The 26,149-nt window shown below is 54.3% G+C and carries 27 protein-coding genes; 12 read left to right on the forward strand and 15 right to left on the reverse strand.

Features of this window, described 5'->3' with window-relative positions:
* Positions 1 to 52: 52 nt before the first annotated feature.
* Positions 53 to 604: a phosphoethanolamine transferase domain-containing protein gene (locus WCC56_RS06905; protein ID WP_424691666.1), complete on the reverse strand. Its 552-nt coding sequence runs from the start codon at positions 602 to 604 to the stop codon at positions 53 to 55.
* Between the two features lie 251 nt (positions 605 to 855).
* Between WCC56_RS06905 and WCC56_RS06910 the strand changes: the two genes are divergently transcribed.
* Positions 856 to 1,095, forward strand: a complete 240-nt coding sequence (locus tag WCC56_RS06910) for a DUF1289 domain-containing protein (protein ID WP_424691667.1) — start codon at positions 856 to 858, stop codon at positions 1,093 to 1,095.
* A 20-nt stretch (positions 1,096 to 1,115) separates the two neighbouring features.
* Here the strand turns inward: WCC56_RS06910 and WCC56_RS06915 are convergent, their stop codons facing one another.
* The 3 genes from WCC56_RS06915 to WCC56_RS06925 are packed head-to-tail and all read right to left on the reverse strand — an operon-like array spanning position 1,116 to position 4,235.
* Positions 1,116 to 3,140 carry an FUSC family protein gene (locus WCC56_RS06915; RefSeq protein ID WP_424691668.1) on the reverse strand — a complete coding sequence of 675 codons (2,025 nt, stop codon included), beginning with the start codon at positions 3,138 to 3,140 and terminating at the stop codon, positions 1,116 to 1,118.
* Positions 3,137 to 3,994 (reverse strand): efflux RND transporter periplasmic adaptor subunit, encoded by an 858-nt coding sequence (locus WCC56_RS06920; protein ID WP_424691669.1) that lies wholly within the window; start codon positions 3,992 to 3,994, stop codon positions 3,137 to 3,139. The genes WCC56_RS06915 and WCC56_RS06920 overlap by 4 nt, the downstream gene beginning before the upstream one ends.
* A 4-nt stretch (positions 3,995 to 3,998) precedes the next feature.
* Positions 3,999 to 4,235, reverse strand: coding sequence for a DUF1656 domain-containing protein (locus WCC56_RS06925; protein ID WP_424691670.1), 237 nt, complete (start codon positions 4,233 to 4,235; stop codon positions 3,999 to 4,001).
* A 142-nt stretch (positions 4,236 to 4,377) separates the two neighbouring features.
* Between WCC56_RS06925 and slyA the strand changes: the two genes are divergently transcribed.
* Positions 4,378 to 4,821: a transcriptional regulator SlyA gene (slyA, locus tag WCC56_RS06930; RefSeq protein ID WP_424691671.1), complete on the forward strand. Its 444-nt coding sequence runs from the start codon at positions 4,378 to 4,380 to the stop codon at positions 4,819 to 4,821.
* A gap of 32 nt (positions 4,822 to 4,853) precedes the next feature.
* Here slyA and slyB read toward each other — a convergent pair whose 3' ends face one another.
* On the reverse strand, positions 4,854 to 5,321 hold the full coding sequence (gene slyB / locus WCC56_RS06935; RefSeq protein ID WP_424691672.1) for an outer membrane lipoprotein SlyB: 468 nt from the start codon (positions 5,319 to 5,321) through the stop codon (positions 4,854 to 4,856).
* A 275-nt stretch (positions 5,322 to 5,596) separates the two neighbouring features.
* Between slyB and anmK the strand changes: the two genes are divergently transcribed.
* The 5 genes from anmK to pdxY all read left to right on the forward strand — a co-directional run bounded on the left by anmK (position 5,597) and on the right by pdxY (position 10,108).
* Positions 5,597 to 6,718 carry an anhydro-N-acetylmuramic acid kinase gene (gene anmK, locus WCC56_RS06940; protein WP_424691673.1) on the forward strand — a complete coding sequence of 374 codons (1,122 nt, stop codon included), beginning with the start codon at positions 5,597 to 5,599 and terminating at the stop codon, positions 6,716 to 6,718.
* Positions 6,719 to 6,739: 21 nt separating this feature from the next.
* Positions 6,740 to 7,051 carry an MliC family protein gene (locus tag WCC56_RS06945; RefSeq protein WP_424691674.1) on the forward strand — a complete coding sequence of 104 codons (312 nt, stop codon included), beginning with the start codon at positions 6,740 to 6,742 and terminating at the stop codon, positions 7,049 to 7,051.
* Between the two features lie 64 nt (positions 7,052 to 7,115).
* Positions 7,116 to 7,772 carry a pyridoxamine 5'-phosphate oxidase gene (gene pdxH, locus WCC56_RS06950; RefSeq protein WP_424691675.1) on the forward strand — a complete coding sequence of 219 codons (657 nt, stop codon included), beginning with the start codon at positions 7,116 to 7,118 and terminating at the stop codon, positions 7,770 to 7,772.
* 136 nt (positions 7,773 to 7,908) lie between these two features.
* Positions 7,909 to 9,183 carry a tyrosine--tRNA ligase gene (gene tyrS / locus WCC56_RS06955; protein ID WP_424691676.1) on the forward strand — a complete coding sequence of 425 codons (1,275 nt, stop codon included), beginning with the start codon at positions 7,909 to 7,911 and terminating at the stop codon, positions 9,181 to 9,183.
* A gap of 64 nt (positions 9,184 to 9,247) precedes the next feature.
* Entirely contained in the window at positions 9,248 to 10,108 is an 861-nt protein-coding gene (gene pdxY / locus WCC56_RS06960) for a pyridoxal kinase PdxY (protein WP_424691677.1), read from the forward strand.
* A gap of 57 nt (positions 10,109 to 10,165) precedes the next feature.
* On the opposite strand, the gene gstA is transcribed toward pdxY, so the two are convergent.
* The gene (gstA, locus tag WCC56_RS06965) at positions 10,166 to 10,768 is read right to left on the reverse strand and encodes a glutathione transferase GstA (RefSeq protein WP_424691678.1); all 603 of its coding nucleotides are present in this window, start codon (positions 10,766 to 10,768) and stop codon (positions 10,166 to 10,168) included.
* A gap of 114 nt (positions 10,769 to 10,882) precedes the next feature.
* Complete coding sequence (locus WCC56_RS06970) at positions 10,883 to 11,785, reverse strand: LysR family transcriptional regulator (protein WP_424691679.1); 903 nt, start codon at positions 11,783 to 11,785, stop codon at positions 10,883 to 10,885.
* Positions 11,786 to 11,881: 96 nt separating this feature from the next.
* Here WCC56_RS06970 and WCC56_RS06975 point away from each other — a divergent pair, with 96 nt between their 5' ends.
* Both WCC56_RS06975 and WCC56_RS06980 read left to right on the forward strand, forming a co-directional pair.
* Positions 11,882 to 12,499, forward strand: a complete 618-nt coding sequence (locus WCC56_RS06975) for a glutathione S-transferase (protein WP_424691680.1) — start codon at positions 11,882 to 11,884, stop codon at positions 12,497 to 12,499.
* A gap of 2 nt (positions 12,500 to 12,501) precedes the next feature.
* Complete coding sequence (locus WCC56_RS06980; protein ID WP_424691681.1) at positions 12,502 to 13,386, forward strand: pyridoxamine 5'-phosphate oxidase family protein; 885 nt, start codon at positions 12,502 to 12,504, stop codon at positions 13,384 to 13,386.
* Positions 13,387 to 13,440: 54 nt separating this feature from the next.
* On the opposite strand, the gene dtpA is transcribed toward WCC56_RS06980, so the two are convergent.
* Complete coding sequence (gene dtpA, locus WCC56_RS06985) at positions 13,441 to 14,934, reverse strand: dipeptide/tripeptide permease DtpA (protein ID WP_424691682.1); 1,494 nt, start codon at positions 14,932 to 14,934, stop codon at positions 13,441 to 13,443.
* Positions 14,935 to 15,597: 663 nt separating this feature from the next.
* On the opposite strand from dtpA, the gene betI reads away from it, so the two are divergent.
* The 3 genes from betI (at position 15,598) to betA (ending at position 19,425) form a co-directional block, all read left to right on the forward strand.
* Entirely contained in the window at positions 15,598 to 16,194 is a 597-nt protein-coding gene (gene betI, locus WCC56_RS06990) for a transcriptional regulator BetI (protein ID WP_424691683.1), read from the forward strand.
* A gap of 27 nt (positions 16,195 to 16,221) precedes the next feature.
* Positions 16,222 to 17,679, forward strand: coding sequence for a betaine-aldehyde dehydrogenase (betB, locus tag WCC56_RS06995; protein WP_424691708.1), 1,458 nt, complete (start codon positions 16,222 to 16,224; stop codon positions 17,677 to 17,679).
* 72 nt (positions 17,680 to 17,751) lie between these two features.
* Positions 17,752 to 19,425, forward strand: coding sequence for a choline dehydrogenase (gene betA, locus WCC56_RS07000; protein ID WP_424691684.1), 1,674 nt, complete (start codon positions 17,752 to 17,754; stop codon positions 19,423 to 19,425).
* 119 nt (positions 19,426 to 19,544) lie between these two features.
* Here betA and nth read toward each other — a convergent pair whose 3' ends face one another.
* From nth to rsxA, 7 genes are read right to left on the reverse strand one after another with little or no spacing between them, the layout of a single operon-like run.
* Complete coding sequence (gene nth, locus WCC56_RS07005) at positions 19,545 to 20,180, reverse strand: endonuclease III (protein ID WP_424691685.1); 636 nt, start codon at positions 20,178 to 20,180, stop codon at positions 19,545 to 19,547.
* The gene (locus WCC56_RS07010) at positions 20,177 to 20,878 is read right to left on the reverse strand and encodes an electron transport complex subunit E (protein WP_424691686.1); all 702 of its coding nucleotides are present in this window, start codon (positions 20,876 to 20,878) and stop codon (positions 20,177 to 20,179) included. The genes nth and WCC56_RS07010 overlap by 4 nt, the downstream gene beginning before the upstream one ends.
* Complete coding sequence (gene rsxG / locus WCC56_RS07015) at positions 20,871 to 21,500, reverse strand: electron transport complex subunit RsxG (protein ID WP_424691687.1); 630 nt, start codon at positions 21,498 to 21,500, stop codon at positions 20,871 to 20,873. The genes WCC56_RS07010 and rsxG overlap by 8 nt, the downstream gene beginning before the upstream one ends.
* On the reverse strand, positions 21,500 to 22,561 hold the full coding sequence (gene rsxD, locus WCC56_RS07020) for an electron transport complex subunit RsxD (RefSeq protein ID WP_424691688.1): 1,062 nt from the start codon (positions 22,559 to 22,561) through the stop codon (positions 21,500 to 21,502). The genes rsxG and rsxD overlap by 1 nt, the downstream gene beginning before the upstream one ends.
* Positions 22,562 to 24,946: an electron transport complex subunit RsxC gene (rsxC, locus tag WCC56_RS07025; protein ID WP_424691689.1), complete on the reverse strand. Its 2,385-nt coding sequence runs from the start codon at positions 24,944 to 24,946 to the stop codon at positions 22,562 to 22,564.
* Positions 24,939 to 25,514 carry an electron transport complex subunit RsxB gene (gene rsxB / locus WCC56_RS07030; protein WP_424691690.1) on the reverse strand — a complete coding sequence of 192 codons (576 nt, stop codon included), beginning with the start codon at positions 25,512 to 25,514 and terminating at the stop codon, positions 24,939 to 24,941. The genes rsxC and rsxB overlap by 8 nt, the downstream gene beginning before the upstream one ends.
* Positions 25,514 to 26,095, reverse strand: a complete 582-nt coding sequence (gene rsxA / locus WCC56_RS07035) for an electron transport complex subunit RsxA (protein ID WP_424691691.1) — start codon at positions 26,093 to 26,095, stop codon at positions 25,514 to 25,516. Before rsxA ends, rsxB begins: the two co-directional genes overlap by 1 nt.
* Between the last annotated feature and the right edge of the window lie 54 nt (positions 26,096 to 26,149).

Genomic DNA, 26,149 nt, shown 5'->3' on the forward strand with positions numbered 1-26,149 from the left:
TTCAAATCGGCTTCATCACGGCCGGCACAATCTGCTCATCTCTTAAAAGAGTTCAGGGCTCTTTGGCCGCAGCAGGGGGCAAACGGTCGTCAGTAAACCAGTGGTGTTCGGCGTAGCGTTCAACATTGCTGATCACATTGGCTGGCGTGATCATCATAATCAGGTTTTGATCGTTGCGAACCAGACTGGCGTAATCCCGGTAAAACAGGGCTGCAACCAACAGGACAAGCACCAGAGAGCCCAACGCTATTACGGCACGGAAGGCCATATTCATCCACCACGGACGAGTAGTTTGAATGGTGACCACAGCAATGAATACCGCAGGGATCAGCGCTGAAAAGACCACCCATGGCAAATCACCCATAGTGAAACTGGCGTAGTTTGCCGCGGCGCTGGAAAACAGCAAAAGGATCAGCAGCGGCTTACGCAACCAGGGCACAGCGGTCAGGCTAAAAAAGAACAGGAAGCCACTAAAAAGCACCACAGGTAAGCTTGCGGCAAAAAGATAATCATGCAAATCCCTATAGGAGAGGCTTTCCCAAACTCGCTTGAGAAACAGGGAATTAATAATAAAGGTAAAGAAAAGCGCAGCGTAAAGGGTCATGCTGCCTTCGTTACAGTGTAACTTTAATCGGGCTGTCATCGCTCATTTTCTGCTAATCAGTCTGCCCTGATCTTAGCGTTGTAACCTTAGTGAAACCTTAACCGCAAAGCGCGATGCTTCAGGGCATCCGTCAGCATAATCAGGAAAGTAGCCTGAGTGTTGACAGAAGGAGAACAAAAAACAGCTGACAAACTTGCAGACAACAGAGAACCGATCTTCAATAGAGACTATTGAATCCAACAGGAGGGGCAGTGGCAGAACAACTTGAGTTTTTCCCGGTGCCAAGTCCCTGTCGGGGGATTTGCCAGTCAGACCAGCGCGGATATTGTCGCGGCTGCCTGCGCAGTCGTGATGAACGATTCAACTGGATGAAATTTACCGATGCGCAAAAACGGGAGGTTATACGCCTCTGCCGTCAGCGTTTCCTGCGCCTGCAACGGGCAGGAAAAGTGGATCTGCCAGATGAGCCAGAACAACCCACGCTGTTTTAGGTTGGGAGTAGCCGACCTTCTTATGCAGTGGCTGAGGCGCGAGCTTCTTCAGGTAGCGCTTGCTGAAGTTGCGATAAAGAACAGAAGAGTCGCCAGATAATCCCCGCCAGTTCAGTTTCTCTTGCTCCGCCTTCTGCTGCCAGCGTGGTCACCCTATCCTGCAGTTCATCCAGCGTTGCTGTCAGCGAGCTATGATGAATGCCGCGCTCGCTGATAATCCGCTGTAAATCCCGCAGCGTGGCATCACGTAGAGTGGCCAGCGTGGCAGAATCGGTGGTCCACTCCCTGAGCTGCCAGACGATATGCGAACAGTTAAGTAACACTACACCCCAGCGTAATAACCACAGCCTGGCCTGATCGTCACGGCTGTTATTGAGCTGGTTGATGCGGTGATAGATCAACGACTCAAAACTGCTCTGGCTGAAGTGAGGTCGGCGGCTGAGCTGGTCGAGAAACTCCCGACGCAGTGCTCTGATATGGCGGCGACTCCGGCGTTTATCTGAACTGGGACGCAGGATCTGGAAAGCCAACCATGCCAGCATTACGCCGCAAACCTTGGCGATATTGTCATTCAGGAAGGTCTGGTAATCGTAAGTGGGCGGATTGGTCACGGCGAGAAAAGATCCGCCAAACACAATCAGCTGAGCCCACAGGCTGGCCCGTTTCTTTTGCTGCAATTTAAACAGCTGCAAAGTGATTAGCAGGGGAAACAAGAAAATCAAAAACTGCCACAGCACGCTGACCTGCACCATCAAACCAAATTTGATGATGAAGCTGAAGACGGAGAGCAGCAGCAGCGTTTTGATCAGCAGGGAAACGCTGCTGGTAGGTGAAGGCACGGAGGAATAAAGCACGCAGCTTATCGCCGCCAGAGTGATGGCCGCGTCTCCGGAATCCCATTGCGTGGTAAGAGTAAACGCACAGCCAAGCAGGATGACGACGAAAGTGCGCAGTGCGCTCCAGCTGGCTTCAGCGCTGTCCGTATGGCGGGCAAGGGCAGGGACTGCAGGCGGCGACAGGCTGGTGTCGGCATCTGCCCGTTCAAACTGTCGCAGCCAGCGGCTGATATTCAGGTACATCCAGCAGAAGTAACGCAACCGATGCCAGAATGCCTGATGGCGGTAATCGTCTTTATCCTGAGGAGCCGCCGCGCTAAGTATTTGCGCCAGGCGGTATTTGTTACAGTCACTTTTCGCCAGTTCGCTAAGCAATTCATGCATCGCTGTGAAAAGCACTTCAGGCGGGTCAGGCCAGTTCAATAACATGCGGCGAAGGCTGGAGATGACGCTGGTCATGCGCAGCTGCTGATGCAGCACATAATTGAGCACATTGTTCTGCCGCCTGAAGCGATAATGGCTCCAGAACGCCTGAATACGCAGCAGGTTCATGGTCAGGATCTGGCTGATCACGCCCTCGTGAGCGCTGCGTACATTATCCGTGGTTTCCTTTTGCAGCAACAAACCGGCATGTTCCAGCAGCCTGGTGTGCATCTCTTTCAACGAGTTGATCAGCGCATCGCCGTCTGACGTGCTGGGCAGGATCATCATCATCAGCCCGCCGCACAAAATCCCTGAAATCACCTCGCACACCCTCGCCTGAGTGATATCCCACAAATCGTTAACGTCGGTAATATTGACCGTGGTGAAGGCAATGATGGCGGCGGTATAGCCGGCCAGCGAAAAGGCATAAGCCACATTATTTTGATAATGGTTGGCAATCCAGGTACAGAGCGCCAGCCAGGCGGACATGGCTACGGCAAACAGCCAGGGTTCATTCAGCGTGTGGCCGGCGATCAGCAACGCGGCGCTGGCACCCAGCAGGCTTCCGGCAATACGGCCGAGACTTTTACTGATCACTCCACCAACGGTAGGAAAGCTGACCACAGCCGCCGAGGTCATCGCCCAGTAGGGTTCATCCAGTTGCAGACCATAAGCGATGCTCAATGCCAGACACATAGCGATGGCGTTACGTAAGGCATAACGCCACTGCCCGGCAGTTGCTTTGATCCACGGCAGATTTTGCCAATCCAGCCAGCTGAGGTTCATGGCTGGATGGAAACGGTGCAGGTGGTGCCCGCAACCAGCGGCAGATCTTGGGGAACGTCAGTCAAACGGATACGCACCGGAACGCGCTGAGCAAGCCTTACCCACGGAACATTCGGTTTGATATCGGGCACCAGGCCGCTATCCGTTTCAACGCTCTGGTCGTAGATAGCGCGGCCAATACTTTCCACCTCGCCCTGCAGTTCACGATTGTCGCTGTACAAGCGGATGGAGGCTTTATACCCCGGCCGGATATGTCGCAACTTGGTCTCTTCGAAATAGCCCATCACGTAAAACGAGTGACTGTCTACCAGAGCGAAAACCGGCGTGCCGCTGGTGGCGTAGTTTCCAGGGCGCACCACCAGATTACTGATCCAGCCATCTGTTGGTGCGGTAATCTGAGTTTGTGACAGGTTCCAGTTGGCCTGGTCCAGCTCTGCCTGAGCCGCTTTGGCTGCGGCATCCATCCCTTTCGCCGTAAGATTAGCGGCATCCAGATCCTCCGCAGAAATAACGTTGCGTGGCAGGCTCTGACGACGACGCGCTTCATGCTGCGCTTTCACTAAGTCAGATTGCGCCTTAGCTAATTGCGATTGAGCATTTAACACCGCTATGCGAAAGGGGTCATCATCCAGCACCAGTAGTCTGGTGCCTTTGCTAACAAACTGGTTATCTTTGACCAGCAGTTGCTCAATGCGACCAGAAACCTGCGGCGTGATATTGACCAGTTCGGCGCGGACTTTGCCATCTCTGGTCCAGGGTGACTGCATATAGTAGTTCCACAGCCACCACCCGGCGCACAGGGCAGCAGCAAAGAAAATGACCGTGGAAAAATATTTTAACGTGCTGAATTTCATGCGATCACCAGGAGATAAGCAGCCACAGCGAAGCGCTGACGCAGAGAATAAAAAGGGAGAGGTCTACCAGCGTGGGGTGCCAGATTTCACCAGAATAGATCCAGCCTCGCAGCAGCGGGTGTAGCAACAACCAGATGAAAAAGCCCAACAGCACGGCTTTAAAAAGCGGTGGAAAATAGACGGAAGCTCCGAACACTAAATCGGTCAGCGGTGATGAAGATGAAAAATGTGCGTTATCCACGGGGGAAATCCTTCTTGCCTGGCCGTTTGCGGCGCGCCGGGTAATCAATACGTTTCATGACGGATGAATTTGTATTTTGTCCTGTAAACTCGCAGAATAGTCTAAAATGAGGCATAATAGCTAGCAAGCTAATTATAAGGAGATGAAATTGGATACCCCTTTAGGATCAGACCTTTCACGATTGGTACGTATCTGGCGGTCATTGATTGACCAACGCCTTAAACCGCTGGAACTGACCCAAACTCATTGGGTTACACTGCACAACATTCATCAGTTGCCACCGGATCAATCTCAGATCCAACTGGCTAAAGCGATTGGCATCGAGCAGCCTTCACTGGTTCGTACGCTGGACCAACTGGAAGAGAAGGGGCTGATAACCCGGACAACTTGCGCAAGCGACCGCCGTGCAAAACGCATCAAACTGACGGTAGAAGCGGCACCGGTTATCACTCAGGTTGAGCATGTTATCGATGCGACCCGAGATGACATTCTGTCTGGTATCTCACAAAGTGAGATAGACAAGATGGTGACGCTGATCGCCCGTCTGGAAAAAAACATTCTCGAGCTGCAACATCGGGATGAATAAAAAAACCGGCAATTGCCGGTTTTTTTTATCGCTTAGCGCGGTGAAACGGTGACCTGGCTGCCATTTGAGGCCATGGTCACTCGCTGACCAACAGCATAACGGCTGGCCGCTTGCTTCTGAACCACCATGATGGTGTTGCCATCATCCTTACGGATTTCCAGCTCCACACCCTGCGATTTATTGACCGCTCCCTGTACACCCTGACCCGCTACACCACCGGCCACTGCGCCAGCTGCGGTTGCCAGACTGCGTCCTGTACCGCCGCCAACGGTGTTACCCAGGAAGCCACCCAGCACGGCACCGCCGATTGCGCCGATCACATTACTCTCATCGCCGCCCTGGATTTGTACCGGGCGAACTGAAACCAGCGTTCCGTAGGTCACGTTCTGCACCTGCTTGGCTTCTGAGGCGCTGTAAACATCGCCAGAAAGCGTGTCAGTGTTGGAGCATCCTGCCAAAGTCACGCCGGTCAGTGCCACGATTAATAAGCGCTTAATCATTGTCAAAACTCCTTAGTTATCCATGTGCTGCGGTCAGCTGTGCAGCAACCAATAGGGTAATTATATGTTACAAGCCAGGGTTCCGGGGAAAAAAACTGCTGAGCTGAGTTTACCGCAGAAAAGATAAACCCCGACTCAATCGGCTGCAAAATTGACTAAACAGCACCAGAAAACGCTGTAAGCTCCAATAATGGCTAGTTAATCATAGAATTGTCTGGTTAATTTTGCGAGGCTATAACCAGGATCCTTTTTACACCTAAAGCAAGGGCGAAACCATGAGATCAGGACGTTATATCGGCGTTATGTCCGGAACCAGCCTGGATGGCATTGACGTGGTGCTGGCGGCGATAGATGAGCAGATGGTGGCGCAACAAGCCAGTTACTGTCATCCGATGCCAGCTTCCTTGCGCGAGGCAATTTTATCCATCTGTCAGGGGCAATCATTAACGCTGTCGCAGTTGGGTCAGATTGATACGCAGTTAGGAAGGCTATTCGCTGAAGCCATCCAGACGTTAATCCAGCGTGAAGGTCTGGAGCGCGAAGATATCACCGCCATTGGTTGCCACGGGCAAACCGTCTGGCACGAGCCGCAGGGTGATGCACCCAACACGCTACAAATTGGCGATAATAACCAGATCGTCGCCGCCACGGGCATCACTGTTGTCGGCGATTTTCGCCGCCGTGATATGGCATTAGGTGGGCAGGGCGCACCCCTGGTTCCGGCCTTCCACCAGGCCATACTGATGCACCCTGAAGAACGTCGTATGGTGCTGAATATCGGCGGCATTGCCAATCTGTCGCTGTTAATTCCTGGCAAACCCATTGGCGGGTATGACACCGGCCCTGGCAATATGCTGCTGGACTCGTGGATCTGGCGGCATCAGCAGCAGAGTTATGACAAAGACGGCGAATGGGCTCGCCAGGGCAAGGTTGTCCTGCCATTGCTGCAACAGATGCTGGCCGATCCCTGGTTTGCCCTGCCTGCGCCAAAATCCACTGGCCGTGAATACTTCAATATGAGTTGGGTTGAGCAACAGCTCTCAACTTTCCCTGGCCTTTCTCCTCAGGATGTTCAGGCTACGCTGGTGGAACTGACAGCCAAAACCATTGCCGAACAGGTGATGTTGAGTGGTGGCTGCGAAAAGTTATTAGTTTGCGGTGGCGGCAGCCGGAACCTGCTGCTGATGTCCCGCCTGGCATCATTGCTGGCGGGCACCGAAGTTGGCACCACTGATGAAGCCGGTATCAGCGGGGATGATATGGAAGCGTTGGCCTTCGCCTGGTTGGCTTATCGCACTCTTTCCGGTCTGCCCGGCAATTTACCTTCGGTAACGGGGGCCAGCGAAGCATCAGTTCTCGGGGCAATCTATCCCGCCAACCCTGGCCGTTACCGCTAAATACTGTTCTCAGGAGAGAAGATGAAACGAATTCTGTTAATGACCACCGTTGCGCTGTTATCAGGATGCAGCTATTTCCATAGCGAGCCGGAACCGCTGAAAACCCTGCATTACACCTGCGGCACTTTACCGTTAACGGTCAGCCTTGATAATGCGCGTCAGGAGGTTAACCTTATTCTTGATGGCAATCCGCTGACGTTAAAACAGCAGGTTGCCGCAGATGGTGCGCGCTATAGTGACGGAAAATATGTTTTCTGGTCGAAAGGTGACGGCGCATTTATCGAGCGTAACGACAAAATCATCATTAATGACTGTCGTCTGAACGCCAGTTAAGCCGTTGAAACCCATCGGGATCAGGCGCACTATGTGCCTTCCCCTGTCAGCAGAAGCCTGAGCGATGAACGAGAGTGATAACCTGCAGCAGATTGCCCATCTGCGCCGTGAATATACCCGTGGCGGCCTGCGCCGTAACGATCTGCCTGCCGATCCTCTTGCGCTGTTTGAGCACTGGCTTGGTCAGGCGGTAGAAGCGCAGTTGCCGGATCCTACGGCGATGAGTGTGGCGACCGTGGACGAGTTGGGCCAGCCCTACCAGCGCATTGTGTTGTTGAAGCATTTCGACCCGCGCGGGATGGTGTTTTACACCAACCTCGGCAGCCGTAAAGCGCATCATCTGGAAGCAAATCCGCGCATCAGCCTGCTGTTTCCCTGGCATATGCTCGAGCGTCAGGTGATGGTGCTTGGCACAGTCGAAAAGCTGTCGATGATTGACGTGCTGAAATACTTCCACAGCCGCCCACGTGAAAGCCAGATCGGTGCCTGGGTCTCGAAACAGTCCAGCCGTATTTCCGCCAGAGGCGTGCTGGAAGGCAAATTCCTCGAGCTGAAGCAGAAGTTCCAGCAGGGTGAAGTTCCCTTGCCCAGTTTCTGGGGCGGTTACCGCATCAAAATTGACTCAATGGAGTTCTGGCAGGGCGGCGAACATCGCCTCCACGACCGCTTTTTCTACCAACGTGAAGCCGATGGCTGGAAAATCGACCGCCTGGCCCCGTAATTCCGCTAAATAATCCCCTTAAGCGCTGGCACAGAGTGCGTCAGCGCTTTATTCTATATGCCTTATTTTTTCTTCCGCGAACTAGCGGAAAGCTGTGTACCAGCTAAGGTGCAGACTTTTCAACATGGAGTCACAGATGGCCAGCAGTAACCTGATCAAACAATTGCAAGAGCGTGGGTTGATAGCCCAGGTAACGGATGAAGACGCATTAGCAGAACGACTGGCGCAAGGGCCAATCGCGCTGTATTGCGGTTTCGATCCCACTGCCGACAGCTTGCATTTGGGCCATCTGGTGCCGTTACTCTGCCTGAAACGCTTCCAGGACGCCGGTCACCGCCCGGTCGCGCTGGTTGGCGGAGCAACAGGTCTGATAGGTGATCCAAGCTTTAAAGCTGATGAGCGTAAGCTCAACACCAGTGAAACTGTAGGTGAATGGGTTGAGAAAATTCGTCACCAGGTTGCTCCGTTCCTCGACTTTGACTGCGGTGATAACAGCGCCATTGCCGCCAATAATTACGACTGGTTTGGCAATATGAACGTGCTGACCTTCCTGCGTGATATCGGCAAGCACTTCTCCGTCAATCAGATGATCAATAAAGAAGCGGTGAAGCAGCGTCTGAACCGTGACGACCAGGGCATTTCGTTCACCGAGTTCTCCTACAACCTGCTGCAAGGTTATGACTTTGCCTGCCTGAATGAGCGTCACGGCGTGTCACTGCAGATTGGCGGCTCTGACCAGTGGGGCAACATCACTTCTGGCATCGACCTGACTCGTCGCCTGCACCAGAATCAGGTCTTTGGCCTGACTGTGCCGTTGATCACCAAATCGGACGGCACCAAATTCGGCAAAACCGAAGGGGGCGCAGTCTGGCTGGATGCCAGCAAAACCAGCCCGTACAAGTTCTACCAGTTCTGGATCAACACCGCTGATGCGGATGTGTATCGCTTCCTGAAGTTCTTCACGTTTATGAGCCTGGAAGAGATTAACGCGCTGGAAGAAGAAGACAAAAACAGCGGTAAAGCACCTCGCGCGCAGTATGTGCTGGCGGAGTTGGTCACCCGACTGGTTCACGGTGAAGAAGGTCTGGCTGCGGCAGAACGTATCACAAAAAGCCTGTTCTCCGGCTCGTTAAGCGAAATGACTGAAGCAGACTTCGAGCAGCTGGCACAAGACGGCATCCCGTTTGTCGCGCTGGAGCGCGGCCAGGATCTTCAGCAGGCGATGGTGGACGGCGATCTGGCTCCTTCGCGTGGTCAGGCTCGTAAACTGATTGAATCCAAAGCGGTAAGCCTCAACGGTGAACAGCAGTTAAGCGCTGAATACACCTTTGCCGAGGCCGATCGTCTGTTTGACCGTTATACGCTGCTGCGTCGCGGGAAGAAGAACTACTGTCTGATCGTCTGGAAGTAATAAAATAACGTTAATCAGGCCGGCTTGTCCGGCCTTTATTTTTTGGCAAGTCTCAGGTTTCGCGATGAAAAACATACTTTCTATTCAGTCTCATACCGTTTTTGGTCATGCCGGAAACAGCGCTTCCGAATTTCCTATGCGTCGCATGGGCGCAAACGTTTGGCCGCTGAACACTGTCCAGTTTTCTAATCACACTCAGTACGGCAAATGGGCAGGCATGGTGATGCCCGCCACGCATCTGACCGAGATTGTGAAAGGGATTGCCGAAATCGATCGGCTGAAGACTTGCGATGCGGTGCTGAGCGGCTATCTGGGGTCAGAAGAGCAGGGCGAGCAGATTATGGAGATCGTTCGCCTGGTGAAAGCCGCTAATCCAGAGGCTTTGTACTTCTGCGATCCGGTGATGGGGCACCCTGAAAAAGGCTGTATCGTCGCGCCTGGCGTGGCGGAGTTCCACACCAAAGTTGCCCTGCCAGCCAGCGATATTATTGCACCGAACCTGATTGAGCTTGAAATCCTGAGCGGCCACGCGGTGAACAATGTTGAAGAAGCGGTTGCCACCGCCCGCGAGCTGATTGCTTTGGGTCCCAAAATCGTGCTGATCAAGCATCTGGCAAGGGCTGGCCAGCGCAGCGATCGTTTCGAGATGCTGCTGGTCACCGCAGAGGAAGCCTGGCATATCAGTCGTCCGTTGGTGGATTTTGGCGTACGTCAGCCGGTTGGCGTGGGCGATTTGACCAGCGGCTTGTTGCTGGTGGATATCTTGCAGGGAAAATCTCTGCGCGAGGCGCTGGAACATATCACTGCTGCAGTGTATGAGGTGATGCTGAAAACGCACGAGATGGGCGAGTATGAGCTGCAACTGGTTGCGGCTCAGGACGCTATTGCTAATCCACAGCAGCATTTTGGGGCGATGAAGCTCTAATCCTCTCTTCCCTCAGCCGCGGTGGCTGAGGGAAAATTCAAGCAACAACCTGCTACTCTAAAGCCCTTCTGCCTTCAGCGCCGCTTCTACAGCCGGGCGTTCTGCCACTCGCTTAAACCAGGCCTCCAGCTCGTCAAACCCTGAAAGATCCAGCTTAATGGCTTTTGCCCAGCGCATGACCGTAAACAGATACGCATCCGCCACGCTGAACTTACTCCCCATCAGCCACTGTTTTCCCTCAAGCTGCTGATCCACCCAGCTGAACTTGCCATGCAGTTTCTCACGCAGCTGAGCTTTATACTCTTCCGGGGTGGCAGAGCCGAACAAAGGGCTGAAGGTTTTATGCAGTTCCGTGGCAATAAAGTTAAGCCACTCCACCGTTTGATAGCGAGTCAGGCAGCCGGTCGGGGCCAGAAGATGCCGGTCAGGTTTCAGGTCGGCAAGATACTGAACGATAGCCACGCCTTCTGTCAGGACCGTGCCATCATCCAGCAGCAGGGCCGGAACCTGGCCTTTTGGATTGGTCAGCAGATAATCTTCCTGCTGCTCGGTTTTCTTGCTCTGGAGATCGACGGCGATCAACGTAAAATCGAGGCCTGACTCCTGCAGGATGATATGCGGCGATAGCGAACAGGCGCCGGGTTTATAATACAGTTTCATGCGTGCTCCTTTAGCTCAGTAGCGAAAGATCTCTTCAGCTTACTGGTCGCTGGCGAAAAAGTCAGCGTCTGACGGCGCACTTCCGCAAACAAACTGGCTGATTTTTGTCCTGACTCAGGTTTCGCTGACAAAACAGCTCAGCGCCGGAAGCGTCTCGCGAGCCAGATCCCAGAATGCACGTACTCTTGCGGGCATGTATTTCAGATTCTGCGTGACCAGTTGCACCGGCAAGGCTGGCGGCCGATAAGCAGCCAACACCTCACAAAGCAGCCCCTGTTGCAGATCTTCAAACGCTTGATAAGAAAGCAGCCGGGTGATCCCTTTGCCTGCACGCGCAGCAATCAGCTGTGTCTCCACTTCATTCACCATCATGACCGGTTGGATCCGCACGCGTTCCTGATTTTCCGTTGGGCCAAAACGCCACTCTTTACTGGAACTGATCGACGTACCGGCAATAAGCTGGTGGCTGGCTAATTCGGCTGGTGAGCAGGGCGTGCCTGCTTTTGCCAGGTAATCCGGGCTGGCTAACACAATGCGCTGTACGCTGCCGACTTCAACGGCGACCAGCGAAGAGTCGCGCAGTTGACCAATGCGAACCGCCATATCCAGCCCCTGTTCGATCAAATCCTGATAACTGTCGTTCAGCAGCAGCTCAATCTGAATATCGGGATAGCGCTGCAGAAACTGCATCACCAGCGGGGCAATATGCTTTCTGCCAAACTGAACGGGTGTCGTTATGCGTAACAGGCCGGTCAATTGGGTGCGTGCCGAGTCCTGAATTGCCAGTTGATAGTCGCCTAACAGGGCTTTAGCGCGCTCAAAAAGCATCAAGCCAGCAGGCGTTGGTGAAAGATGCCTGGTGGTTCGCTCAATCAGACTGGCGGCAAAGCGGTTCTCCAGCGAAGCCAGCGCGCGGGTAATGGCAGGCGGGGAACGGCGAAGTTTACGCGCAGCTCCAGCCAGGCTGCCTTGCTGAACCACCGCAACAAACACCTCAAGCTCATCCAGTTTGTCCATGATTGTTCCGGTAAGCGAAATTATGAATTGCCATATTGCAGGTTTTCCCTCGTTTATCGCAAGAGTAAGCTGAATGAAACCCTAGAGGAGAGACTTATGACTGCACTGACTTTGTATAGCACGCCACTTTCCGGCCACGGCCACCGTGTCAAACTCCTGCTGACGTTGCTCGGGTTGCCCTTTGAAGAGAGGCAGGCAGGAGCAGAAGAACGTAAAACGCCCGAATTCCTGGCAGTGAATCCTTTTGGTCAGGTGCCGGTGCTGGTCGATGAGAGTAAGGCGATCGTCGACAGCAATGCGATCCTGATCTGGCTGGTGAAGCGCTATGCGCCAGACAGCCAGTGGTTGCCGAAGGATCTGCAACAGGAAGTGCAGGTGCATCAGTGGCTGGCAAAAGCCGCCGGTGAGATCCGTTATGGTGTGGCTTCTGCCAGGCTGATAAAGCAGTTTTCCACGCCGGAGAACTATGACTCAGCCAAAAGTGTGGCCGCAAAATTTTTGCCACAGATGGAGCAGCACCTCAGCGACAGGCGCTGGCTGGTGGGCGAACAGGCTACGCTGGCTGACCTGGCCTGCTACGCCTACGTAGCTTGTGCACCGGAAGGTGGCATTACCTTGACGCCCTATCCGGCAATACAACGTTGGATACAGCAGGTTGAGGCTCTGCCAGGATTTGTCGGGCTGCCTCCACAACCCCTACCTGAGGCTGGCTAATCATGTTTCACCCTGGCGAAAGACTGGCGCAACAGAAGGCTGGCTACGATGGCGTGCGGGCGGCTGTCTACCCGATCATGCCCGATCAGCATCGGCAATTTTATGCCGGGCTGACAGCGTTCTATCTGTCGGCTCTGGATGAAAAGGGGTTCCCTGTGGCTATGCTGCTTCAGGGAACCGCTGGATTTCTGCACAGCGATGACGGTTCAAGACTCAACATCGCGCTCGCTTCGATCACTGAGGCGCCGTTGTTACCCGCGCTTAAGCCAGGGATGCCGGTTGGTGGACTGGGCATCGACTTCTCCAACAGAAGACGTAACCGGGTAAATGGCACGGTGGAATCGGTAAGCAATCGGCATCTCAGCATCCGTGTGCTGGAGAGTTTTGGCAACTGTCCAAAGTATATCCAGCGGCGGGATTTGCCCGCAGAGGGGCGCAAGGCGAAGGTGGACGTCGAGCATTTACCCGCACTTGATGCCGATGCGCGTTATTTGATTGCCGCCACAGATACCTTGTTTGTCGCCAGTTATGCCCGGCGCGAGAACGGGGTTGGCGGAGTGGACATCTCACATCGTGGTGGTGTTCCCGGCTTTATCCGCTTACAGCAGGGCAAATTATGCCTCCCTGATTACAGTGGTAACCGCTATATGAACACGCTGGGCAATCTGCTGGTTGAACCGAAATGTGCACTGTTGCTGATGGATTTTCATCAGGGATCGGCGTTGCATATTCAGGGGAGGGCAGAAATTGACTGGCAGGCACAGCCGCAGGGACTGACAGAGCGTTACTGGCAGGTCGACATTGAACATATCACTCGTCTTCGCCAGCTGTTTTCCCCTTCAGGACTGAAGGCGGAGTTTGCCGACTCTTCCCTTGCCGCCGGATAGCAGGCAGTAAAAAGGGCGACATACCGTCGCCCTTGTTCGCTTAACCACGTTGTTTTAGGCTTTGGCTGCCTTCAGCTCAGGCTGTTCGTCCTGAGTCATGCGGTTCAGTTTAGGCGCTGTCAGCAGCATCAGAATGGCAATCACACCGGTCGCCAGACCAATCTGCAGGAACACATCACCGTACACGTGCAGAGATTGCAGCGGGTCAGTGATATTTTCCGGTACCGCCATCAGGTTCGCCACTTTACCGGCAATCATCGCTGCGCCAGCGGTGGTCAGGAACCAGGAACCCATAATGAAGCCCATCAGACGCTGTGGCACCAGCTGTGCCACCATCGCCAGACCCAAACCAGAAATCATCAGTTCGCCAACGCTTTGCAGCGCGTAGCTGAGGATTAGCCAGTTCACGGAGACGATGCCCAGCTGGTTGGCAAATTTCGCGCCCATCGGCAGCACCAGGAACGCAGCAGAACAGAGGATCATCCCCAGCGCGAACTTGTGCGGCATTGGCATGCGATCGCCCATCTTGTTATAGATAGCGGCCAGGATCGGACTGAAAATCATAATCCAGAACGGGTTCAGCGCCTGGAACTGCTCAGGTTCAAACGCAATGCCCAGAATGCTGTGCTCAACGTTGCGGATGGCAAAGAAGTTGAGGGACGTTGGCATCTGCATATAGAGCACGAAGAACACCACGGCTTCAAGCATCAGCATAAAGGCCACGATCATCTTACGACGCGCAGCACCTTGCATGGCAAACGCTTCTTTGGCGAAAATCACCACGATACCGGCAGCAATCACCCCCAGCACCAGGCGTGCGATGCCCTGGTTATGCAGCAACCAGGTCGCCAGCACCACCAGTGCGGCCACACCAACCAGCGTAGCCAGCAGTTTGCCCATATGCAGAGGCTGGAAGTCAGGTTTAGACCCGTAATTCTTCACCCACTTGCGGAACATCATAAAGTTCACCAGCGTTAGCAGCATGCCGATAAACGACAGAGAGAACGCTACGCTCCAGCCAAATTTCGCAGCCAGCCAAGGTGTGGCAAGCATAGAGAAGAAGGAGCCGATGTTGATCGCCATGTAATACATGGTGAAGGCACCGTCCAGGCGTGGGTCGTCTTTGTCATAGCAAGTGGAGAGCAGAGCAGACGGGTTCGCTTTGAACAGGCCGTTACCGACGGCAATGGTTGCCATGCCGATGTACACCATACTCACATCGTGGCCGGACCAGGCGACCAGCCCATACCCCAGAGCCAGTACCAGCGTACCTAAAACGATAACGCGTTTTGTTCCCAGTACTTTATCGCCCAGCCAGCCGCCGACGGCAACCAGACCGTAAACCAGCGCACTGAAAGAAGAGAACAGGGTGATCGAGTCGGCTTCTGACATTCCCAGCTGTTTCACCAGGTAGACGGCCATAATGCCTTGCAGGCCGTAATAACCGAAGCGTTCCCACAGTTCTACGGAGAAGATCAGATAGAACGATTTAGGTTGCTTGAACGCATTGAGGCTGCTTGCCTCGGGTTGTTTGTTTGCAGTTGACACTGATACCTCTGAAGTTCGTATCCTGATTCGACAAAGAAAATAAGTCGTCGTCATTCAAGGTGGGCATTCGCCGCATGGTTATAAGAGTGGAAAAGCGGCGATTAATTTCGCCGATCGAGCCACGTCAGGCAAGTGTTTTTTCAAATGTCGCCTGAAAGCGGGCATTAAGTGTTAACGGCAAGTTAATGACCGTATAAAGGATGAATACGCTGATGGATGTTTTTTTAATGGAATAAACAACTTAAATAAGACGCAAGTTTATCCAGTTGGTGGAGTAACCGACTTCAACCACGAATATAGCGCAATCTGTTGTTGATGATTATTCAGGCAAAATTAATCACTATTTAGTCAGTCTTAAAAAGTCGTACGGACTTAAAAGCGCTGAATAACCTGATTTTAGCGCAAGTTGACGCGCTGAATGTGATTTAGATCACTTTAAAATCACATATTAAGTGTTGAAAATTAACTTTGTTCCCTGTCGACCCGCTTCACAGCTGAATTCGCGGATTATTTTCCGATTTCTGCCCTTTTGGGCCGAAATGTGAGAATACTGACATTCAGTAAACCGACCCGCTCAAGCCCCTCTTCTTTTTTATTGATTGAACGTTCAATATAAAAAGTCTATAATCACTCTCATTCAATAGCTAAAACCGATGAAGCACGATGCCAAAAGTGGGAATGAAAGCCATCCGTCAGGCGCAACTGATCCGCGCAACCCTGACGGTAATCGATCGAGTAGGGCTGGCCGATGCCAGTCTGGCTCTGATTGCCAAAGAGGCTGGGGTCTCAACCGGAATTGTCAGCCACTATTTTGGCGACAAGAACGGGTTGCTGGACGCCTGCATGCGCCAGATTCTTTCCGACTTGTATCTGGCCGTCGAACATCATCGTAAAGTGGCGGATGACCAGCCGGCGTCGCAGATTCGCGCCATTATTGATGGCAACTTTGACGTCTCGCAGATTGCCGGGCCGGTGTTGAAAACCTGGTTGGCTTTCTGGACAAACAGCCTTCATCAGCCAGATTTGCAAAGGTTGCAGCGTATTAACGACCGCCGGCTCTATTCGAATCTGGCGGCACAGTTCGCCAGAGTGTTACCGAAAGAGCAGGCCCGCCATGCTGGTGCCAGCCTGGCGGCACTGATTGACGGTTTGTGGCTACGTATGACGTTAGCGCCACAACCCATGGCACACGGCGTAGAAAATGCCCGTGCGCTTTGTTATCAAAATCTCGCGTTGTGGCTAAAAACCGCAGCACACTAACCCCCCAAAGGAGGATGCATGGCAGATATGCAACGCCGTGGACTTTATATCAATGGCCGTGAAGAACCCGGTCATGGCGAAACATTCACCACCATCAATCCCGCCAATGGCGAAGTGCTGGCTGAAATCACCTCTGCCAGCCAACAGGATATTGACCGTGCTGTGGCTTCAGCTGAAGCTGGTCAGCGCATCTGGCGTGGCTATACGCCGGTTGAACGTAGCCGTGTGCTGCTTAAAGCGGTTGCGCTGCTGCGTGAACGTAACCAACAGCTGGCCGAACTGGAAACAGCGGATACCGGTAAACCGATCAGCGAAACGGCTGCGGTAGATATCGTGACCGGGGCTGACGTACTGGAGTATTACGCTGGTCTGGCTGTGGCTGTAGAAGGTGAGTCCATTCCACTGCGTGACAGCGCACTGGTCTATACCCGCCGTGAGCCGCTGGGCGTTTGCGCCGGGATTGGCGCATGGAACTACCCGATTCAGATTGCCCTGTGGAAAAGTGCACCTGCGCTGGCTACCGGTAACGCGATGATCTTCAAACCCAGTGAAGTCACGCCGTTGAGCGTGCTGGAACTGGCAAAAATCTTCACCGAAGCAGGCCTGCCGGATGGCGTCTTCAACGTGGTTCAGGGCGCAGGCGCGGTAGGTCAGGGGCTGAGCCAGCATCCTAAAATTGCCAAAGTCTCTTTCACCGGTGAAGTAAAAACCGGCAAACGCGTGATGGCTGATGCTGCGCTGGCTAACCTCAAGTCTGTCACCATGGAGCTGGGCGGGAAATCTCCGCTGATTGTGTTTGAAGATGCCGAACTTGAGCGCGCAGTTGACGGCGCAATGATGGCCAACTTCTACAGCAGCGGTCAGGTGTGTACCAACGGCACGCGCGTATTTGTTCATCGCTCCCTGCTGCCAGCGTTTGAAAAGCGCCTGCAGGAAAAAATGGCCGGAATCAAAGCCGGTGACCCGCTCGACCCAGACGTTAACTTTGGGCCGCTGGTCAGTGAAGGGCACTGCCAGAAAGTCGTCTCTTACCTTAACATTGGTAAAGAAGAGGGCGCTCGTGTACTGGCAGGCGGTTCACGTATGACTGACGGTGCATTTGCCAAAGGTTGCTACGTAGAAGCCACGGTCTTTACTGACTGCACCGACGAGATGCGTATCGTGCAGGAAGAGATCTTTGGTCCGGTGATGAGTGTGCTGGTCTTTGACGACGAGCAGGAAGTGATCGACCGCGCCAATAACACCGAATACGGTCTGGCCGCAGGGATCTTTACCACTTCTCTGAACCGTGCGCACCGTGTAATCCATCAGATGGAAGCCGGGATTTGCTGGGTCAATACCTGGGGCGAATCACCAGCACCAATGCCTGTTGGAGGCTATAAGCAGTCTGGCGTGGGCCGTGAAAACGGACTGGAAACGCTGCACCACTACACGCGCACCAAATCCATCCTGATTGAGATGGGTGAGTATCCTTCCGCATTCTGATGCGCAGGACCGATTTTTTCGCATACTGATTTTTTTGCCGCGGCTTTTCCGTCGCGGCTGTCTGGAGGTTTAATGCAGAAATTTGATTATATTATTATTGGCGCAGGTTCAGCAGGTAACGTACTGGCCACGCGACTGACTGAGGATGCTGACGTATCGGTACTTTTACTGGAAGCGGGCGGGAAAGATCACCGCTGGGACTTCCGTACCCAAATGCCAGCCGCTTTGGCTTACCCGCTGCAGGGGAAACGTTATAACTGGGCGTTTGAAACCGATCCTGAGCCGAAGATGAACAACCGCCGCATGGAATGTGGACGCGGCAAAGGTCTGGGTGGCTCTTCACTGATCAACGGCATGTGCTACATCCGCGGTAACGCGATGGACTACGACAACTGGGCCAGCAAAAAAGGTCTGGAAAACTGGTCCTATCTGAACTGCCTGCCGTACTTCCGTAAGGCAGAAAAACGCGATATCGGTGAAAACGATTATCACGGCAGCGAAGGGTATCTCAGCGTGACCACGCCGAAAGCAGGCAATAACCCGTTGTTCCGTGCCTTCATTGATGCGGCAACTCAGGCTGGTCACCATGAGACTGATGACCTGAACGGTTATCGTCAGGATGGTTTCGGCCCAATGGATCGCACTGTTACCGCTCAGGGCCGCCGTTCAAGCACGGCAAGAGGCTATCTGGACGTAGCGAAACAGCGTTCAAACCTGACTATCGTCACCCATGCGCAGACTGACCGCATTCTGTTTAGCGGCAAAACGGCCACCGGTGTTTGCTGGTTACGCAACGGCAAAGAAGAGCAGGCTGAAGCCACGCGTGAAGTCCTGCTTTGCGCGGGTGCCATTGCTTCTCCCCAGATCCTTCAACGTTCCGGCGTTGGCCCGGAAGAGTGGCTGCGCGAGCTGGATATCGATGTCGTTCACCCTCTGCCAGGCGTAGGCCGTAACTTGCAGGATCACCTGGAAGTCTATATGCAGTTCCGCTGCAAAAAGCCGGTCAGCCTGTATCCGTCACTGCAGTGGTGGAACCAGCCTGCCATCGGCGCAGAGTGGCTGTTTAACGGCACCGGCATCGGCGCCAGCAACCAGTTTGAAGCCGGGGGTTTTATCCGCAGTGATGACAAGCCAGATTGGCCGGATCTGCAATATCACTTCCTGCCAGTAGCCATTAACTACAACGGCAGTAGCCCGGTGAAAGAGCACGGTTTCCAGGCCCACGTTGGCCCAATGCGCTCAATGAGCCGTGGCCGTGTGAAGCTGACTTCAAAACATCCGTACGCTGCGCCGTCGATTTTCTTCAACTACATGTCTGAAGAGCGCGACTGGGAAGAGTTCCGCAATGCCGTGCGTCTGACGCGTGAAATCATGCAGCAGCAGGCGCTTGCTGAATACTGTGGCGAAGAGATCCAGCCCGGCGCACATGTGCAGAGCGATGAAGATATCGATACCTTTATCCGTGATCACGCAGAGACGGCGTATCACCCGTGCGGCAGTTGCGCAATGGGTAACGATGAGATGGCCGTAGTGGATGCGCAAGGTCGCGTGCACGGCATGCAGAACCTGCGTGTGGTGGATGCATCAATCATGCCGCAGATCACCACCGGTAACCTGAATGCGCCAACGGTAATGATTGCTGAGAAAATGGCGGATCTGATCCGGGGTAAAACGCCGCTGGCTCTGTCTACAGCGGAGTATTATAAGTTGCAGCGTGAACAGGCTGAAGTGGAAGCTGAAGAATAAACAGAGAGAGGTAAGGCAGGGATCATCCTGCCTTGACTGACTGATGAAACGAAAAGGGCGGAATGCAAATTCCGCCCTTTTTTTATCCCGCCCGTTTTGTAAAACAGCCAGCGGGTTATTCACACTTCCGTTTTATCGCTAAACTCGCAGAGATCTTCAATCAAACAAGATCCGCAACGGGGTTTACGCGCCACGCAGGTGTAGCGGCCATGCAGGATAAACCAGTGATGGCAGTCAACTTTGAACTCTTTTGGCACCACTTTCAGCAGCTTCTCTTCGACCAGCTCAACGTTCTTGCCTGGTGCAAAGTTGGTGCGGTTACACACGCGGAAAATATGCGTATCCACCGCAATCGTCGGCCAGCCAAAGGCTGTATTGAGCACCACGTTAGCGGTTTTGCGACCCACGCCTGGCAAGGCTTCTAAGGCTGCCCGGTCTTCCGGCACAACGCCCTGATGCTGCTCATGCAGAATGCGGCAGGTTTTGATCACGTTCTCAGCTTTGGTGTTAAACAGGCCGATGGTCTTGATGTACTCTTTCACCCCCTCGACGCCTAACGCCAGAATGGCTTCTGGCGTGTTGGCAACCGGGTAGAGTTTCGCGGTGGCTTTATTGACGCTGACATCTGTCGCCTGCGCCGATAGCAGCACGGCAATCAACAGTTCAAAAGGGGAAGTGAACACCAGTTCCGTGGTGGGATGCGGGTCGTTATCCCGTAACCGGCTCAAAATGAGCTGACGCTTATCCTTATTCACAGCGCACTCGCTTTTCCTTCTGGCAGGGTTTCCGCTTCCTGAGCCGCTTTCAGCGCCGCTCGGGCCTTCAGTTTATTGTCGATAACGTATTTGGCCGCCAGCAACATTCCCAGACCGATAAACGCGCCCGGTGGCAGCATGGCCAGCAGCATGGGTGAGTCAAAGTGAACCACCTGAATGCGCAGGACTTTCGCCCACGGCCCTAACAGCTGATCTGCGCCATTAAAAAGGGTGCCATTGCCGATAATCTCACGCAGGGAACCTAACACCAGCATCACGCTGGTAGCTCCTATGCCAATGGAAAATCCATCCAGCGCAGCAAGCGGGACGCTGCTTTTTGAGGCAACGGCCTCAGCACGACCCACCACGATGCAGTTGGTGACGATCAGCGGGATAAAGATCCCTAATGACTGATAAAGCCCATAGGCGTAAGCATTCATCAGCAGCTGTACGCAGCTCACCACCGCCGCAATGATCATCACGTAAATAGGAATACGGATTTCAGAAGGCACCCAGCGCCGTGATGCCGAGATAGCCGTGTTGGTGCAGGTCAGAACAAATGTTGTTGCCAGACCCAAACCGAGCGCATTGGTGGCTGTTGAGGTCACCGCCAGAAGAGGACAAAGGCCCAGCAGCTGAACCAGCGCGGAGTTATTTTTCCACAGGCCGCCGACTATCAGCGTTTTTGCTTCACTCATTGGACTCTCCACAAGGTGACAGGGAAGCGAGCTTGTCTGGCACCGATTCAATATAAAGTGTGGCGCGTTTAGAGGCATTCACCACGGCCCTCGGCGTAATGGTCGCCCCGGTGAACTGATCGAAGTTGCCACCGTCTTTCTTCACCGCAAACTGGGTGTCGTCTTTGCCTTTCAGCTGTACACCGTTGAAACTGTTGATCCAGTTTGAAATGCGCAGATCGATTTTATCGCCCAGACCTGGTGTCTCGTGGTGTTCTACCACGCGCACACCCAGCACTTTGCCGGTGAAGTCTGCGCCAACAATCATCTTAATGGCTCCAGAATAGCCGTCCGGCGCCGTTGTCTCAACCGCTGCGGCCACTGGCTTGTCATCTTTCCGCGCCAGATAAAGGTTATGAGGACCACTGCCTAACGCGGGATCGGTGACAATGTAACATTCCTGCTGAATGGTGTTATTGTACAGATCGGTTGGAACCACCTGATCCAGCAGGATTTTCTGTTGCAGTTCGGTCTGATGATCTATCGTTGGTTTGGTCACCGTGTTAACTACCGCAGTCACGCCGGTGGTCACTGCGGCGAACAAGGCCAGCGTGACGCCGTTTTTACGAATAGCATCCAGCATTACTTTTCCTTCCGGTGGCCGTAAACGCGCGGCTGCGTATAGTAATCAATTAACGGCACGGTGATGTTTGCCAGTAGCACGGCAAAGGCCACGCCATCCGGATACCCACCGTAGCTGCGAATTAGCCACACCAGCAGACCAATCAGCACGCCGTACAGCAGGCGGCCTTTATTGGTAGTGGAGGCGGTGACCGGGTCTGTGGCGATAAAGAAGGCGCCCAGCATGGTGGCACCAGAGAACAGATGCACCATCGGCGAGACCAGGCTTTCCGGTGAGAAGAACCAGCCAATCGCTGAAAATACGGCCAGTGACAGCAGGAAGCTGACCGGAATGTGCCAGCGAATGCTGTTAGTAAACAGCAGGAACAGGCCACCGGCCAGATAGCCGATATTGACCCACTGCCAGCCCAGACCGGCAATCACACCGCTATAGATCGGCTGGGCGAGCAATTGCTCAGCACTGTGACCCGCACGCAGACCGGTTTTGAAGGTATCCAGCGGCGTGGCCTGACTGATGCCATCCACGCCAATCTGCAACTGCTGCATAGTATGGCCAGCCAGCGTGTGACCGTGGAAAATCATGCTCAGCGTGTCGCTGAAGCTCGGCGTGATCGTCTGCAGCGTATCCGGCGGCAACCAGCTGGTCATCTGCACCGGGAAGGAAATCAGCAGCACCACATAACCGACCATCGCCGGGTTAAAGGGATTCTGCCCTAATCCGCCATACAGCTGCTTGGCAATCACCACGGCGAAGACCGTACCAATAACAATGATCCACCAGGGCGCTAACGGCGGAATACTTATCCCCAACAGCAGCGCAGTAAGCAGGGCGGAGTTGTCGCCCAGCGTTTTAGACAGCGGCATCTTACGCAGCTTGAGGATGGCGGCTTCAGCGGCGATGCCAGCAACAGCAGCAATCAGCACCTGGATCAGGTTACCCCAGCCAAAGAAGTACAGCTGGGCCGCAATACCGGGAAGGGCTGCAACCAACACCAGCAGCATAATGGTACTGGTGCTGCGGCGGTTGTGAGTGTAGGGCGAACTAGCGATACGAAAAGCCATTTAATCCTCTTGCGTAGATTGCTGCGCTTTGCGCGCTTTAACGCGTGCGATGGCCGCCGCCACTGCCGCTTTGCGGGGATCGTCAGACGGATCGGACGGCCCTGCGGAATGAGTGCCAGTTAAGGGATCTGGTACAGCTTCTGCTTCCTGCCTGACCGGCTCAGGCTCGCCAGCTTGCTCAGCGGCCTGAGCGGCTTTCTTCGCTTTAGCACGGGCTATCGCGGCTTCAATAGCTGCTTTACGCGGATCGACAGGCGCGTCGACTTGTTCAACTTCCTGTTTCACCGGCTCAGGCTCGCCAGCTTGCTCAGCGGCCTGAGCGGCTTTCTTCGCTTTAGCACGGGCTATCGCAGCCTCAATAGCCGCTTTACGCGGATCGACTGGCGCGTCGACTTGTTCAACTTCCTGTTTCACCGGCTCAGACTCGCCAGTTTGCTCTGCGGCCTGAGCGGCTTTCTTCGCCTTAGCGCGAGCAATCGCGGCTTCAATCGCTGCTTTACGCGGATCGACTGGCGCTTCGGTTTGCTCAGGTGCAGCTTCAGCATCCGGCTTCGCATCAGCCGCTTTCTCAGCAGCCAGTTCGGCTTTTCTGGCTTTGGCACGTGCCACTGCAGCTTCCACCGCGGCTTTCCGGGGATCTACAGCCACGTCAGAATCTGTAGCCTCGGGCTCAACCTGAGCCGCCTTTTTGGCTTTAGCGCGGGCAATGGCGGCTTCAACTGCCGCTTTACGAGGATCGCCAACCTGGCGCGTTGCTGGTTCGGTTTCTGACTGACGTTCAGCGCCATGCGCCATCGCCTGGGCATGGCGAGCCGTGCGCTGCGCAGTCTGAGCAGGATCCTCTGTCTCGGTGGCTTGCTGTGCTTCAGCCTCTTTTTTCGCTTTTACGCGAGCTAATGCGGCCTCAACGTTACCCGCATCGCTGGCATTGGCAGGGCGCTTAGCCTGCTGATGACGAGCTTCACGTGCCTGTTTCTCGCGCTCGAGACGTTCCTGACGCGCTTCAAAACGGGCTTTAGCCTGAGCAGTACGTTCCGCTTCAAGATCGATGGCGCGGATCTCGGCCTTCTCCTGGCGGTAATATTGCACCAGCGGAATATTACTCGGGCAGACGTAAGCACAGGCACCGCATTCAATGCAGTCAGCAATGTTGTGCTCGCGCGCTTTATCATGGTCTTTCCCACGGCTGTACCAGTAAAGCTGCTGTGGCAGCAAGGCCGCCGGGCAGGCATCAGCACAGGCGCTGCAACGAATACAGGATTTCTCTTCTTCGTTATTGCCCATCTCGCTGGCGGCTGGGGCCAGGATGCAGTTGGTGATCTTCACTACCGGCACGTTTAAAGTTGGCAAAGTAAAGCCCATTAACGGGCCGCCCATCACCACCATCTGGCCGGACGCCGGAGTAAAGTCGGCATTGTGCAGCAAATGGCTGATCGGCGTGCCAAGGCGGCCCCAAACGTTACCCGGTTTACCGACCGATTCACCGGTCAGCGTCACCACTCGTTCGGTCAGCGGTTCGCCATTGACGATTGCTCGTTTCACTGCATAGGCTGTACCGACGTTCTGCATCAACACGCCAATGTCTGTTGAGCGCCCGCCATGCGGTACTTCAAGACCGGTCAGAATTTTGGTGAGCTGCTTTGCACCGCCCGAAGGGTATTTGGTTGGCACAACGCGGATCTGAATATCCTTCGCCTCGCCCAGCGCTTTTTTCAGCGCCTTAATGGCTTCTGGCTTGTTATCTTCAATGCCAATCAACACGCGATCGGATTGCAGTACCCACGCCAGGATCCGGCTGCCTTCAATCACTTCGTCTGCGCAGTCCTGCATCAGACGATCGTCAGCGGTAATGTAAGGTTCGCATTCTGCCGCGTTAATAATCAGCGTAGTGACCCCGCGCAGCCCGCCTTTAAGCTTGGTGGCGGTAGGGAAGCCAGCGCCACCCAGACCGGCAACGCCAGCCTGATGGATCAGGTTCACAATGTCACTGCGATCGGCCTGACGGTAATCAGCAACAGGCTGAAGGTCACACCAGCGGTCTTCCCCGTCTGGCGTGAGGTAAATACACATTTCTGCCAGCGCAGAAGGGTGCGCCGTCATATGCGGCCCAATCTCTTCAATGGTGCCGGAAGTGGGAGCATGGACCGGCAACATGCGGCCACGACCAAAAGTCAGGGGTTGGCCGCGCAGCACTTTGTCGCCAGGGCTCACCAGCAGCTCACCTTCGTGGCCGATGTGCTGCTTAATCGGGATAATAAATTGCGCTGGCAGAGGAAGCTGGCGTAAAGGCGTGCCGTTAGACTGGGTTTTCATTTCAGGAGGATGAATCCCCCCTTCGAAATCCCAGACTGGCTCTTTTTTAAAGAAATTGAACAGATTACGCATGACGTTCCACAGAAATGACTTTGACCGGGATAGTTTGCAAATCCCACTTCCAGTTGGCAGGAGTTGGCGCAACCGGGCGCATCTCAATACAGTCAGTTGGACAGGGAGCGACACAGAGGTCACAGCCGGTGCAGACGTCGCTCAGCACGGTATGCATGGCGCGGGTAGCGCCGACGATAGCGTCAACCGGGCAGGCCTGAATGCACTTGGTGCAGCCGATGCAATTTTCTTCGTCGATCCAGGCGACTTTGCGCTCTGGCTCCAGCGCGGCTTCGTCACCCAGCGGTTGCGGATCCACGTTCAGTAATGCCGCCAGTTTAAGCATGGTCTGCTCGCCACCGGGCGCACACTTGTTGATCATCTCACCGTTGTTGCCCACCGCATCAGCATAGGGGCGGCAGCCGGGATAGCCGCACTGACCACACTGGCTCTGCGGCAAAATCGCATCAATCTGCTCAACAATCGGGTCTTCTTCTACTTCAAACCGGCGTGAGGCGTAGCCCAACAGGCCACCAAAAATGAGCCCCAGCACGCTCAAAACAGCAATAGCAATCCATACCGCAGTCATCAGAATTTTACCAGTCCGGTGAAGCCCATAAAGGCCAGAGCCATCAGGCCCGCGGTGACCAGCGCAATGGAAGATCCTTTAAACGGGGCAGGGACTTCAGCCAGCACCAGACGTTCGCGGATGCCGGCAAACAGCACCATCACCAGCGAGAAACCCAGCGCGCCGCTAAAGCCAAACAGCGCAGCCTGCAGGAAAGTGTGATTCAGGTTAACGCTCAGCAAAGGCACGCCCAGCACCGCACAGTTAGTGGTGATCAGCGGCAGGAAGATCCCCAGCAGGCGATAGAGATCAGGGCTGGTTTTACGCACCACCATTTCGGTGAACTGCACCACTACCGCGATCACCAGGATATAAGCCATGGTGCGCAAATAAACGAGATCCAGCGGCAGCAGAATAAGGTGGTTTACCAGCCAGGCGCAGATCGAGGCCAGGGTGATAACGAATGTGGTGGCGAGTCCCATGCCAATTGCCGTTTCCAGTTTTTTGGAAACGCCCATAAAGGGACAGAGGCCGAGAAACTTCACCAGAACGAAGTTGTTCACCAGCACTGTGCCAACAAAAAGAAGCAGGTAATCGGTCATGTTTAGGCCTGAGAAAAAGAAAGCCGCCTATTATCGAACATTGGCGGCTTTACG

Source organism: Erwinia sp. (assembly GCF_049696395.1).
Classification (GTDB): domain Bacteria; phylum Pseudomonadota; class Gammaproteobacteria; order Enterobacterales; family Enterobacteriaceae; genus Erwinia.